Raw genomic sequence first — 13,203 nt, 5'->3', positions numbered from 1 at the left:
CTAATTTTTGAGCTTCGAGATAAAGCTTTTTAGCAAGGCTTAAGCTGAACATCCCACATTCAGAGGAACTGCGTTGAATATTCATTTCTGCCATGGCAAAATGAATGTTAGGCAATTGGTGATGTTCAATGGATTGTCGCGTTCTTAATGCCAGTAAGGCGGGGAGTGTGTCACGCAGTGAGGTAGGTTCTAAAAATATCAGAGATGTCTTGTCCCCTATGGTTTGATGATCAATGACAGCAAAATGAATTCCCCTATCTTTTGCGTTAACAATCAGTCTAGAAGATTTTATGCCCTTTTCGAGTGTTTCTTTTAGTGAGAGTGCAAAGTCGTCAGGTGTCATTGCAAGTTTAAGATTCATCTCTGGATATTTACGATTTGCCTGGTCTACCAAGGCTGGCATCATGTAAAGATCTAAAATATCATAATAATTTTTGATCCAACTGCCATCGGCATTATGTTGTTCTAAACCAGCAACAATATCTTTTAACTCGGCACGGTTGAAAGGAGTGTTTTTTATTTTTTCGATGTTAAGCCGTTCTAAATGTGCAGCAAGAGTGTCTAATGATGCATTTGCATGCGCCCCTTCAGGTGCACTTGCCCCTTCTGGTGTTTGTGAGGAATGAGGTGGGGGAGAATCTTGTGGCTTCATAATCTTAGCCTCCATGCTGATGATCGATAGGTGATATGATCTTCTTCAATTCTGGCTAAACAATGTTTTGAAAAAAAGCCTTTGCATCTTGAAAGGTGAGGCGATGAGAGCATAATGATGCCGTTTTCATATTTTTATGCGTGTATTGCTCATCATTGCTGTGATGTATGATATTGGTATTTTATGGGGGGATTATTAGGGCGTTCTGTTGGGAGCCCTTAGTGAATACGACTTGTTTTGAAAATCTCAAAATTATGGGGCTGTTGGTGATGCAAATTGGGTGATGCAAAAGAAAACAGTCAGAAAAAGACGAAAGATACCTTCAAACCGTAAAGTTTTAAACATTGTCGCGAAACACACTGTTTATAACAGTCTATAATAATGCGAAAATTTTGTGATGAAATCTGGACGCAGAAAACCCCTTACCGCACCTGTCATTAAATACGATTTTTCATATTCTGTCAACCGCAAAACGATTATTTTTCCTTTTTTATCGTGGAAAAAAATCTACAGAAAAAAGCTCATTCATTAGCTATGCAGCAAAATATCTTGTTTTAATGGAAAAGTTTTTGATGTGGCAAAAAACATTTTCTCCTTTGAGAAAGGCGTGGACAAGATGAAAGGAGAATTGTGGTTTTGAAATCCGTGGTATTTTATTGATGAAATTGGGAAGGCGGTGATTGGAAGGTGTTGCGGGGGCAAAGCTTTAGGTGTTGCGCAGGGGGTGTTCCGTGGGGGATGACGAGGTGGGGTGTTCCGTGGGTGGTTAGAGGCGTGATGGCTCTTCGAGTGGCTGTTGGGGTCTCTAAAGGTTTCTGTATAAAGATTTATTGAGTAAACGCTTTTTCTCCTTTGAGAAAGGCGTGGACAAGATGAAGGGAGAATTGTGGTTTTGAAATCCGTGGTATTTTATTGATGAAATTGGGAAGGCGGTGGTTGGATGGTGTTGCGGGGCAAAGCTTTAGGTGTTGGCGATTTGTGGGGGCGATTGGGGTTGTGCTGGCTGTCGTATTAGCGGTGGTGTGATGGGTGGAGGGTTATCGGTGCAGTTGTTGATGAGGGAGAAGATTGTTGGTAGGGGCTTTTTCTTTCCTTTAAGGGATGATGCTTTTAATTTTGTCAAAGATCAACGGGTTGTTTTAATGATAAGCTATTGATTTATAGTGGATATTTTATCATTATTTATTTTGAGTGAGAAACCCAGATTATGCTGAAATAAAAGCCATAGCTTTTGTCCGTCATAAGATCAGGAAAGCCATATAGAATTGTACAAGAAAAGACGTAAAATGACGATAATGAATTGTCTTAAAAGCTAAGGATGTCGCGATATTGGGCGAAGTTTATGATGAGGGTGGTTTGTTACAATGGGGGTAGAGGGGAGAATGTTGCTGTTTTAAAGAGGGGCAAAATATTTATCCTGCCCATGCCGTGAATATGCCGTGAATTATTGTCCTTTGAGGCATGGTTAAGTGAGGCCATGGGTAGATTAAGGTTAAGTCTCTTTGACAGGTTGAAGTATTTTTTTAAGGGCGTGGTGGATATTTTAAAGCTTGTTTGTTGTGCGCTTTAAGCTTGTTAATTCTATGAAATTCTATGAAAGGGCAAGCTCAGTGGATCTCAAGTGCACCCTGCCAAAAGGGGACTTTATAAAGGAGCTGGTTATAAAGAGGCATGTTATAAAAGGAGAGGGGAATCTTTATCCTGTGAGGGGGAGGAAACGATGAGTGTTTTTAGCAAAGGCTCTTTTGGGTAGAACTGTCAAAATGTTTATAAAGGGCATCAAGAATAATACGCAACGAACCAACAAGATTAGGCAGCGGTTGATCTTCTATAACAAGATAGTGTAATGCCGCATGAAAGTTGTGTTGACGATGTAGATATTGTGCTTCTTTAATCGCTTCTTGCATATCTTCATAGTGTTCCGTTGCTCTTTGGACCCATTGCTTTTTTGCTTTCTCATCTGATGCGCTGTGTGTAAAACCATCGTAATAGCCGTTTGGTAAACCTTTTGCACATAAATAGTCGTTTCTAATTTGCAAGTATTGTTGTGCCGTGTCATATTGCTCTTTACTGATGCCTGATGAAGCCTCTTTATAGCCAAGCAAACAAAGACGCCCAATATAGGTCCCAACAAGCGGATTTTTCGCTTCTTCGAGGCTTAAACCAAAGTGTTTTGCACGCATTTCAATCGCAGATTGAAGCGCAGATTCGCTGGAGCTTTGGGCACGTGAAATACGTCCTTTGGGCTCTCGCTTTCCTGTTATTTTCGGTCTACCGCGTTTTTTACGTATTTTCATGAACTTAACCATTTGAATGAAAAAGAAACTGTCTGTTGATGGGGGACAGTGATGTAAAAAGCACTTGGCGCAAATATTGGGGGGAGCAAATACTTAAGAGGGGGAAAATACTTAAAAGGAGGAAAATACTGGGGGGGGAGTGAGCAAATACTGGGAAATATCAGCCGTTGCAGATCAAAAAACAAACGATACTAAAGGCGTTTTAAATGCAAAGAAAAGCAACGGTGTGGGGCGAAAAAATCATCTTTTTTATCTTATCCCTATCAGTCTTATCTTCCGCCCCTGTCATGCTTATTTTTTCATGGATAGCGAATTATTTGCTTTTTAAATATTTCTTAACTGTTCTTGAGAGATTGAAGGAAAATTTTTGTCAAATGTGAATGAAAAAATAAGAATGGATTTTAAGGGCATGTCATTATCTTTCTAATGGGATTATTTGTCTCTTTTTTCACGAGCGCTTTGTGGAAACTTTTCAATTCTACTTTTGAAAGGTCATTGTTTTCTTAAGTTGGGAGCTTGTTATTTGGGTTCTCTTATTTTTTTGTTGGTGGGCGCTTTCCCAAGATATTTGATATACATCACGCTGTTAAGCATACTTTTATCCTTTATAGGAGATATGTTGTCTTCTTTTGAGTGGCAGAGAGCGGCAAAAAGCAAACCTCCGTATCCTATTATAATAGCATAAGATGCTCTATGTTTTCAAATAAAATATCGTTTATCGGCTTAAAATAAACTGTGAATGATCTCGCTATTTGGTTTGGTATTTCCTTTATAAGTATCCTTTATAGAGTATAAAATTTTCCGTTTTAATGGATCTCATCATAAGACGAGGGGATGTCGTTTAAAGGAAAGGATGCATTATCGAAAGAAGCTGTTTTTATAAGAAGAAAATGCCTTTATAAAAAGATGCTTTTATGGGAGATGCCTTGATGAATGTAGGGGCTGTATAAATGTGGGGGCTGTGAGATATTTCATCTTTAATGAAGCCTTTTTAATTAAGAAGCTTTCAAATGAGGATTAAGGTTGTTTGTCGCGCGCTTTTCATACTGGATAATCGGTTGCTTGTTCGACTTTGTGTTGTGTTGCTTTTTAAAGAGCCATGTCTTAGGGCTCTCTTTTGACCATTTCGCAAGGGTGCTCATGAAGGGTATAACGATAAAGTCCCCCAATGAAATCCATATAAAGTTTGAATACTATAAAATCTATTGAACACTTCCATTTTTACGCTTGTGAAGAAGAAGGTCCATAGCATCACACATTTTGCCAGCTCTCATTGTTGCGACAGCCCTTGGCATTTGAGATGCTTCATTAGAGGCATTTATCATCCTTTCTTAATATTTTACTCTATATGGCTCTTTCTGCTTGTAACGCGCAAGAGACATGGTTTGGATTGGCCCAATATGGAACAGGTTTGGAATAAGACAATCCTATGCTATTTAGGGTTCTCATTTAAGGTGCTAAATAATAAATTGTTATAAATCAGTATGTTATTAGTAAAATTTTACACATCATATATTTTTTAGATTGAATATTTTGGCTTGTTGAGTTTTGTGAAACATTGTCTTTTAAGGTGTGGGTCATAGATAAGGAGACACAATAGCGTTTGTGCTTGTAAGCCTGAGAGATTGTATGTTGTCGCGTATAGGGAATTTAAAAAAATAGACTTAAAAAGTCCTATAGCACGGGTTTCATGGTGAAAAGAGTGCTCGATAAATCGGTTTTTCTGGCTGCATGTTTTCAAAGAGTGAGTGGGCATTTTAGAAGTGAGAAAATATCCATATGATCGAAGATAAATCACAACACCAATCTATCCATGAGGAAAATACGGCTTTTGCATCACAGCTAGGGGTGAAACAGTCTGCAGTTTTTAAAAAATGGACGGCTCTCTCAAGAAGAGATTACGTCATCATTTTGTGTTGGGCTATCCCCTTGTTGGTGCTTTTTGCCGCGACTGTCTATATGAGCCCTTTGGAGTTTTTTCACATTATATCTAAAGAACAGCTTCAAGCACTGGAGAAAATGGAACAAGGAGATCTTCGAAAAATGACTAAGGAGATTTTGAAACAGCCTTTTGAAAATAATCCTGCTGTCTTGTTTTTGCGTAACGTAGGATGGAATGGTGTTTGGGCTTGTTTATGTTTCTTACCGCAAATGATTTGGTTTTGTCTTGTGCTGTTCTTTCCATTCTTTTTTGTCTTTAACGCCATCTCTAAACGGGATGTCAAGGAAATGATGAAGCTGTGGGATACATTGCCAGAGCAGCAACAGTTAGACAACCAATCTCTCAACAGAACACAATAGGGAAACGAGAGGCTAATTCTTTTGTAAGGAGTTTTGGAATGTTGATCACAGGAGGGTTGGGTGCTTTCATGTTTCTCGGGGAGATCATGATACTGTTTTCTACCGTCATGACAATCTTTGCACTTTATTATTCGTTGATAAAACGGACAATATTGTTGTTTTGGATGCGGCGCAAATTAAAAAAGGGTGCAGCGCAGAATTTGAGGCATAATCAGGCAGGAGGGAAAGGACAGAATACAGTTTGTGCAATAGAATTAAGCCCCCTTTCTTTTAAAGAATCTTTGGAACTTTCAAGAAAAGATTATTTTATCATCTTTTTTCTAGCCTTCATTGTGATTGTGTCTCTTACAGGTTTGATAGCTTTTTTTTCTTTTCTTATAAAATCTACGATTGTTTTACACGGTTATATGGTTCTATTGTTTACGGTTGGCATGTTTGTCATGCAGCTGCTGTTGTGGTTCTGGCTATGGATTATTGTTTTTTTACCTGTCATTTTAATTCTCCATAGTTTCCTTCAGTATGGCGTGGAAAAAACAATGAAGGGGTTAGAAACATTTGTTTGAGCAGAGGATAAAAATGATGATTTCATATCAATGCGATAGGGGGGAAAAATGACTATTGTTATAAAATGTTTGGCTGTTTTAGGGATCACCATCATTGCCATTTTAATGGCTATAGTTATGGTCAGGCTTCCTTACCTGTTGATCAAGCATATGAGGTTATCTTTTAAAATCGCTCAAGACTTGAAAAAGAGTACGATGCAACAAAAACAAGCCATACAACAATTGCGCAATGATCAGGGAGAAATGAAAAGACACAATCTTGTGCATAAGACCCTTGATGCGAAAATGCGCTTTCTTAACTTCAAAGAATCTCTGCCTCTTTCTTCAAAAGAATGTAAAATAATCTTTTTTATCTTTGTCCTCTTTTCTGTTTTGCGGGCTGCTTGCTCTATCGCAAATTTGGTATGGTGGAAGAGTGATATGATCAGCGGGATCATGTCACTGTTGAACGCTTCTCTATGGATTGGATTTCTTCTCTTTTTTCCGATCATTTGGGTGATGTGCATAAAGTTAACAAGAAAATTGAACAAAATACTTCCACAATTGGAAGAAGCAATAAAACAACGCGATCAGGCAATTCGTATGCAGAATGGGCGTGGAGGATAAAATGACGGGTAGTCTTATAACATTAATAGCCATTTCTTTCCTGTTATATATGATCGTAAATATTTTATTGTGGGTGCCAGTTTGGACAATTTGTTACTTGTTTATCAAGCGTGCGAGGCTTTATTGTCGCGTGAAAAAGGAACTGAAATGCGTGCTGAATGAACGCGATATTGCCTTAAAACAGATCTCCCAAAAATAAAAAAGCAGCAGAATGTTTGATAAAAAACAGCTTTCTCTTGTTTGGCAAGACTATAAAAAAATATGCTATCTTTCTACGGTTATAGTGACTGCTCCAATAGTTATAACTGTTGTCGTTAAAATATGGAGAGGGCAGGACTTTGTTTCTCTTGTCGTATTCGAGCCACTAGCATGGATGCTTGCCTGTGTTTTTTTATTCTTACCGATTGTTTTTATTATGCGTTTTATCGTGACACGTCAGTTGAACAAGATGATACGGCAATTAGAAGAAGAGGTTGAGCAGAAAGGAGCACCCGTCATATTATACGATGTGAGCGAGGGGAAAGTGAGCGAGAGAAAAATGAGCGAAGAGAGGCTTTTGTTGAGCCTTGCTTTTGACTTGTTCATTAAGGTGCATGGGTGTACTTCTCGTTTTATGCTTTTTTATATTTGTGTCGTGTTTTTTAAAGAATTGGTGCTTTTGCTTGAGAGGTGCTCTTGCTTGAGTGGTACTTTTGTTTGAGTGGGGATTCTTGCTTGAGTGGGGATTCTTGTGAGCTTTTAAGGGGAAAGTGAAGAGGGGCTGCTCTTGGACTTTACTTGCTGTTTCTGTTCTCTTAAAGAGTGAAAATCTTGTAACTTATTTTCTTTTATCAAGCATAAAAATGTGTCTTACCAAGCGATATTGAGAGCGAAAAATCGATACTTAAAGCAAAAGATATTCTGGTGTTTGGGGAAGAAGAGCCCATTTTCTTGCAGGTGGAGAGGCAAGACGCATAGAGAAGACGCGCCAAAAGCTTAAGTTTTTGATCAAGACGTTTTGCTCCATGGAAAGGGCAACAGTGCTTTTAAAGAGCTTGGGGTGAAGGGGAAATTGAAAGAAAAGAGGGACATCTATTTATTTACGAGACCGTTATTTATTTACGAGACCGCTAAGGACAGTTTCTCTCTCTGGATGAAAAAGGTTTTGTGCAATTTGGTTATGGAATTGTGAGAGACGCTGGTATTCATGCGGCGGCTTGCCAAATAATTAATCCTTATCATTTTGAGGCTTTATCATTTTGGGGGTGCCAGATTGACAACGAGGCATTGAGGCAAAGGGGTGGGTTTTAAGGAAAAGAGATTGAAAATTTTTGAGGAAAAGGTAAGCGTAGGGCGTTTACGTCGTGTGCTTGAGGAAGCTTGAGATAAGGCGATGACTGAGGTTGATCTGGGACTGAGGGTGATCTTGGCCGCGTGTTTGGGCTTTCAATATGGGGGCACCACCTTGGGGAAAGGAAATTGTTCTATCTCTCAAGTGGCTTCTTCTTTACTTGCACACCCTTGGGGCTTTGACATTGCTTGCTGATGTTAACATTTGGCAGCTTTCTCATAAAAGCTTTATGGAAGATGAAAGTTTGGGCTTTGAAAAAAAATATCGAAAAAATCAATTTGGGCCGGTTTTGTTGATGATTCAAATCGTCATAAAGACAAAGCAACCTCGTTACGCTTTTCTTGCACTCGTTTGCTTCTTCTTTGGAAAGCAGCTTATCTTCCTGAAAATAAAAAGAGCACTTAGAATTTTAGAGTCAGAGACCCAAATTTGTGCAATAGAAGAAGATATTTTATGAAAATTTGATCGACGAGAAAAGAGAAGCCTTAAGACAGCAGAGGATATATTGTGGGGAATAAAAACATGATGTTTGAAGTTGATGAAAAAAAAGCACCCCTGATATTGTCTTTATAAAAGATGAGGGATACAAACGCTTGATATTGATGAACCCTCATCCATTGTGAGGACGAAAGCTTCGGTTCATGAAAATGGCTTGAAAATTGAAACAAATGAGGGATAAAAAATGAGGGGCAATGGAAAAAATGCACCATTGTATGAAGAACCACGGTCTTTTTCGCTTGAAGAAGCGTTTTTGACAAGCAAAAATTATAAAGTCATCTTTTGCATTGCTTTCATTATTACCGCTTTTAAAGTGGCACTCGTTATATTTTTTGAGTGGGATTTGACAGAGTGGTCGAATTATATCCTGTTCATTTTAACATTAATATTGGGTTTTATATCAATGCTTCTTTTTGTGCTCATTCCTGTTGCCTTTGTGGTCCGTATCATCTTTACGCGTTTGTTGAAAAAAAAGATCGATATGTTGGATCAAGAAATCTGGAAGCAGAGAAAAACCGCTTCTCAACAAAACAGCGCGTGAAGGGAGGGCAGAAAATGAATACTGGTCTTTATATATTCTCATGCGTTGTAGGAGAGAGTTTCTATTCGTGCGATGTTTGAAGGTGATGGAAAAAAAATGCACCCTTGATATTGTCTTTATAAAAGATGAGGGATACAAGCGCTTGATATTGATGAACCCTCATTCATTGTGAGGACGAAAGCTTCGGTTCATGAAAATGGCTTGAAAATTGAAACAAATGAGGGATAAAAAATGAGGGGCAATGGAAAAAATTCACCATTGGATAAAGAACCACGGTCTTTTGCGCTTGAAGAAGCGTTTTTGACAAGCAAAAATTATAAAGTCATCTTTTGTATTGCTTTCATTGTGGCAGCTTTGAGAACGGTTCTCTTCATACCAATATTGCTTGGGTGGAAGTTGGCGGAGTGGGAAGGGTATGTCGTGGCAGCTCTCTTGTTAATCATGGAGCTTATATCAGAGTTTATTTTTGTACTCATTCCTGTTGCCTTTGTGGTCCGCATCATCTTTACGCGTTTGTTGAAAAAAAAGATTGATAAGTTGGATCAAGCACTCTGGAAGCGGAGAAAAACCGCTTCTCAACAAAACAACGCATGAAGGGAGGGCAGAAAATGAATACTGGTCTTTATATATTCTCATGCGTTGTAGGAGAGTTTCTATTCGTGCGATGTTTGAAGTTGATGAAAAAAAAGCACCCCTGATATTGTCTTTATAAAAGATGAGGGATACAAGCGCTTGATATTGATGAACCCTCATTCATTGTGAGGACGAAAGCTTCGGTTCATGAAAATGGCTTGAAAATTGAAACAAATGAGGGATAAAAAATGAGGGGCAATGGAAAAAATTCACCATTGGATAAAGAACCACGGTCTTTTGCGCTTGAAGAAGCGTTTTTGACAAGCAAAAATTATAAAGTCATCTTTTGTATTGCTTTCATTGTGGCAGCTTTGAGAACGGTTCTCTTCATACCAATATTGCTTGGGTGGAAGTTGGCGGAGTGGGAAGGGTATGTCGTGGCAGCTCTCTTGTTAATCATGGAGCTTATATCAGAGTTTATTTTTGTACTCATTCCTGTTGCCTTTGTGGTCCGCATCATCTTTACGCGTTTGTTGAAAAAAAAGATTGATAAGTTGGATCAAGCACTCTGGAAGCGGAGAAAAACCGCTTCTCAACAAAACAACGCATGAAGGGAGGGCAGAAAATGAATACTGGTCTTTATATATTCTCATGCGTTGTAGGAGAGTTTCTATTCGTGCGATGTTTGAAGTTGATGAAAAAAAAGCACCCCTGATATTGTCTTTATAAAAGATGAGGGATACAAGCGCTTGATATTGATGAACCCTCATTCATTGTGAGGACGAAAGCTTCGGTTCATGAAAATGGCTTGAAAATTGAAACAAATGAGGGATAAAAAATGAGGGGCAATGGAAAAAATGTATCATTGGATGAGGAATTACGGTCTTTTGCGCTTGAAGAAGCGTTTCTGACACGCAAAAATTATAAAGTCATCTTTTGTATTGCTTTCATTGTGGCAGCTTTAAGAATGGCTCTTCGCTTCGTACCCATGTTGCTTGGGTGGAAGTTGGCGGAGTGGGAAGGGGATGTCGTGGCAGCTCTCTCGTTAATTATGGAGCTTATATCATGGTTTATTTTTTTGTTCATCCCTGTTGCCTTTGTGGTTCGTATCATTTTCACGGTTCTGTTGAAAGAAAAGATTGATAAGTTGGATCAAGCACTCTGGAAGCGGAGAAAAACCGCTTCTCAACAAAACAGCGCATGAAGGGGCGGGGAAAATGATAGATATTAAAATGATGGATATTATTGTTGTACTCTCGTGGGGTGTGGGCTTGACGCTTTTCACGCTGCTTTCTGCTGTGGTCATGATGTTTATTTGGGCATTGTATTACTCTACTTTCAAGCGGGTGAGACTGTATTGCCAAGTGACAAAAGAATTAAGCCGCGTGCTTGAACAACCTATCGCTTTTGAGCCGTCTAGTGGAGAAACGCCGATGATTAAGCTGTTATCTGAGGAAAAAGAGTTTTCTCTTTCTGATGAGGAAATCTTAACGATGGAAAGTGCAACGGCGCTTTTAAAGAGTTTGGGGTGGAAGGTGGAAATTGAGGGAAAAGGGGATCATTTGGCCACCTATTATTTACCAGATCGTGAAGTGCAGTTTCTTTATAATGCTGAGAAGGGGTATCCGCGATTTGATTGTGCAATTGCGGTGGTTTCTGGTATTCATGCGGCGGCTTGCCAAACGATAGACCCTTATAATTCTGGAGGCTTGATTGCTCTTGAATTGAGTTTTGATGTGAAGGGGGTGGAAATTTTTGAAGAAAAGGTAAGCGTTGGATGTTTACGTCGTGCACTCGAGAAAGCTTTAGAAAAGGCAATGACTGAGGTTGATCTTGGCAAGATGCTTCACTCTCAATATAGAATCCTGCCTTGGGAAAACAAAACTGTGGTCCCTCGGTTGGCTTCTTATTCCCTGCGTTATCTTGCAGCTCTGGCTTTGATGGGCGATGTTGAAACTTTACACTCTTATCAGAAAAGCTTTATGGAAGGTGAGAAGCTGGGCTTTGAAACAAGCATCGAAGAGGAGCATCTGGAACGCGCAATGGTGATTGCTCAGGCGGTAGAAAAGACAAAGCAACCCAGTTACGATTTGCTTCAACAGGCGGCAAAGGATTTTTCCATGGAGGTAGAGAGCTATGAATGTTTTAGAGCTACAGATCCCAATTTGTGCAATAGAAGAAGAGATTCTTATGAAAATTTGATCGAGGAAAAAAGAGAAGAATTAAGGCAACAGGGATATTTTGTTTACGAAAAGGACGCGATTTGTGAGGTTGATGGAAAAAACTATCGTCCTCATATTCTTTACATAAAGGATGGGGAGTTAGAATATATGGATGTAGAAATTAGGGTTGAGGAAAAAATTTATTGAGAAAAATAAAGAGTTTAGATAAGTTAAAAAGAGCTTAAACCTAAAAATAGAGCGTAAAAAGCGCGAAGCGTAAAAGCAGAGGGGAACAATGCAGGAGAAAAAAGCAACATTTGAAGAGTCTTTCTTTTCATTTAGAAAATTTATGGTGTCTTCAGTGGAAAGGCGTAAAGGGGTGGGAAGGTGTAAAATAATAGGGCACCGCTTTTTTATCATGTTTTGTACGTGCCTTATCATGATGGCTTTAGAAGTTTCTGCGGGTGCAAAATCTCTGGTACAGCCGTTGCAATGGACAAGATGGGAAGGAATTGGTTCTCTTATTTTTCTCTTACCAGTGTTGATATGGTTTTGTCTTCTCACACCCCTTCCTATTTTGTGGGGCATTTGTCGTTTTAAAGAGCGTAAATTGGAAAAAATAAAGAAAAAACTAAAAGAAAAAATAAAGCAGCAAGAGATTAATCAATGAGGTTATACGCATGAGGGGTGAGATCGCGTTTTTTATTTTGTTTCTGCCGGTTGGATATTTTCTTCTAAATGCAGTTACAGTTTTTGCCATTTTTGTGAATATGATTATTGTGGTGCCTTATTATTCTTTAATAAAGCGTTTGAGGCTCTATTACAGAGTGAAAAAACAAAGACGTTTGATGAAAGAACAGCCGCAGCATTTTTGTTTCTTTGAAAAAAGCGGAAAAGAAAAAGAGAGAGTGCCGCAAAACTTAGCACTAGAAACACAGATAAGTTTCTATTCGTTAAAAAAATGGCTCGCTTTTTCACGCAAAGATTATATCCTCCACGCATGCCTCTCTTTCATCATTATGTTTTTCAAAGCTTATGTCTATGTGATTTTCTTTAAAGGGATAGATGAGATAGATGAGAGCAGATTTGAATATTTTGCCATTCTCTTGCTTTTCTGGTTTTTTTTATCGGTATGTATTTTTGCAACGATCCCTGTTGTTGTGATCCTTCGTGAAATTTTAACTCATCGATTGAAAAAGAAAATTCAGCAATTGGAAGAAGTGACTGAAGCAACCCAATCAATCAATTTATAAAGAGAAGGGGATAAAATGCATTACGAAATGGCGGCAGCTTGGACGGTGATTTTGATCATTCTGCTGGGGGGTGTTTTTGATTTTTTCTTAACAATACCCATTGTGGCACTGTATATTTCTTTTATCAAGCGTTTGATCTCGTATTACAAGGTTACCAAACAATTAAACGCAGCGCTGAAAAAGCGCATGTAGTGCTCGTGTCATGGGGGAGGCATAAGTTTTAGATCATGCCATTGCTTCACGGCTTGGGAGGAGGGCATCGATTGTTTTTCTCATTTTACGCTGATCTCTGGGGGAATGGAGGGCGTTGGGGGAAAAGGGTTGATGGCAATGAATAGGCTGGTGATAGGTTTGTAATAGGCTGGTGATAGGCTTTAATGGGGCGGTTTATCGGCAGTTTGCTAGTTTTCTGTGAATTTGCAAAATC

General features: G+C 38.9%; 16 protein-coding genes. 14 read left to right on the top strand and 2 right to left on the bottom strand.

The annotated features are described in order from the left end of the window. Both ACFIKN_RS08220 and ACFIKN_RS08215 read right to left on the bottom strand, forming a co-directional pair. Positions 1 to 652: YopJ family acetyltransferase (locus ACFIKN_RS08220; RefSeq protein WP_375658226.1), on the bottom strand; the 652-nt coding region annotated here is incomplete at its 3' end. A gap of 1,730 nt (positions 653 to 2,382) precedes the next feature. Continuing rightward, positions 2,383 to 2,949: a hypothetical protein gene (locus ACFIKN_RS08215; RefSeq protein WP_375658225.1), complete on the bottom strand. Its 567-nt coding sequence runs from the start codon at positions 2,947 to 2,949 to the stop codon at positions 2,383 to 2,385. Positions 2,950 to 3,088: 139 nt separating this feature from the next. Between ACFIKN_RS08215 and ACFIKN_RS08210 the strand changes: the two genes are divergently transcribed. The 14 genes from ACFIKN_RS08210 (at position 3,089) to ACFIKN_RS08145 (ending at position 12,968) form a co-directional block, all read left to right on the top strand. Next, positions 3,089 to 3,277, top strand: coding sequence for a hypothetical protein (locus tag ACFIKN_RS08210; protein ID WP_273790897.1), 189 nt, complete (start codon positions 3,089 to 3,091; stop codon positions 3,275 to 3,277). Positions 3,278 to 4,728: 1,451 nt separating this feature from the next. Then, entirely contained in the window at positions 4,729 to 5,250 is a 522-nt protein-coding gene (locus tag ACFIKN_RS08205; protein WP_375658224.1) for a hypothetical protein, read from the top strand. 38 nt (positions 5,251 to 5,288) lie between these two features. After that, positions 5,289 to 5,813: a hypothetical protein gene (locus tag ACFIKN_RS08200; protein ID WP_375658223.1), complete on the top strand. Its 525-nt coding sequence runs from the start codon at positions 5,289 to 5,291 to the stop codon at positions 5,811 to 5,813. 48 nt (positions 5,814 to 5,861) lie between these two features. Then, on the top strand, positions 5,862 to 6,419 hold the full coding sequence (locus ACFIKN_RS08195) for a hypothetical protein (protein WP_375630976.1): 558 nt from the start codon (positions 5,862 to 5,864) through the stop codon (positions 6,417 to 6,419). 211 nt (positions 6,420 to 6,630) lie between these two features. Then, positions 6,631 to 7,119 carry a hypothetical protein gene (locus tag ACFIKN_RS08190; RefSeq protein ID WP_375658222.1) on the top strand — a complete coding sequence of 163 codons (489 nt, stop codon included), beginning with the start codon at positions 6,631 to 6,633 and terminating at the stop codon, positions 7,117 to 7,119. A gap of 814 nt (positions 7,120 to 7,933) precedes the next feature. Then, on the top strand, positions 7,934 to 8,206 hold the full coding sequence (locus ACFIKN_RS08185; protein WP_375658221.1) for a hypothetical protein: 273 nt from the start codon (positions 7,934 to 7,936) through the stop codon (positions 8,204 to 8,206). Between the two features lie 225 nt (positions 8,207 to 8,431). Further along, complete coding sequence (locus tag ACFIKN_RS08180) at positions 8,432 to 8,788, top strand: hypothetical protein (protein ID WP_375658220.1); 357 nt, start codon at positions 8,432 to 8,434, stop codon at positions 8,786 to 8,788. Positions 8,789 to 9,019: 231 nt separating this feature from the next. After that, entirely contained in the window at positions 9,020 to 9,382 is a 363-nt protein-coding gene (locus ACFIKN_RS08175) for a hypothetical protein (RefSeq protein WP_375658219.1), read from the top strand. Between the two features lie 227 nt (positions 9,383 to 9,609). Next, positions 9,610 to 9,972, top strand: a complete 363-nt coding sequence (locus ACFIKN_RS08170; RefSeq protein ID WP_375658219.1) for a hypothetical protein — start codon at positions 9,610 to 9,612, stop codon at positions 9,970 to 9,972. A gap of 227 nt (positions 9,973 to 10,199) precedes the next feature. After that, complete coding sequence (locus ACFIKN_RS08165) at positions 10,200 to 10,565, top strand: hypothetical protein (RefSeq protein WP_375658218.1); 366 nt, start codon at positions 10,200 to 10,202, stop codon at positions 10,563 to 10,565. Positions 10,566 to 10,593: 28 nt separating this feature from the next. Continuing rightward, positions 10,594 to 11,730, top strand: a complete 1,137-nt coding sequence (locus tag ACFIKN_RS08160; protein ID WP_375658227.1) for a DUF6990 domain-containing protein — start codon at positions 10,594 to 10,596, stop codon at positions 11,728 to 11,730. Between the two features lie 211 nt (positions 11,731 to 11,941). Continuing rightward, complete coding sequence (locus ACFIKN_RS08155) at positions 11,942 to 12,193, top strand: hypothetical protein (protein ID WP_375645306.1); 252 nt, start codon at positions 11,942 to 11,944, stop codon at positions 12,191 to 12,193. A 10-nt stretch (positions 12,194 to 12,203) separates the two neighbouring features. After that, positions 12,204 to 12,776, top strand: a complete 573-nt coding sequence (locus ACFIKN_RS08150) for a hypothetical protein (protein WP_375658217.1) — start codon at positions 12,204 to 12,206, stop codon at positions 12,774 to 12,776. Between the two features lie 15 nt (positions 12,777 to 12,791). Next, positions 12,792 to 12,968 carry a hypothetical protein gene (locus ACFIKN_RS08145; protein WP_273790878.1) on the top strand — a complete coding sequence of 59 codons (177 nt, stop codon included), beginning with the start codon at positions 12,792 to 12,794 and terminating at the stop codon, positions 12,966 to 12,968. Positions 12,969 to 13,203 lie beyond the last annotated feature (235 nt).

Source organism: Bartonella sp. CL436QHHD (assembly GCF_042195105.1).
GTDB lineage: Bacteria > Pseudomonadota > Alphaproteobacteria > Rhizobiales > Rhizobiaceae > Bartonella.
Note: the sequence above shows the minus strand (reverse complement) of the source record. Positions and strands in the feature narration are given on the sequence as shown.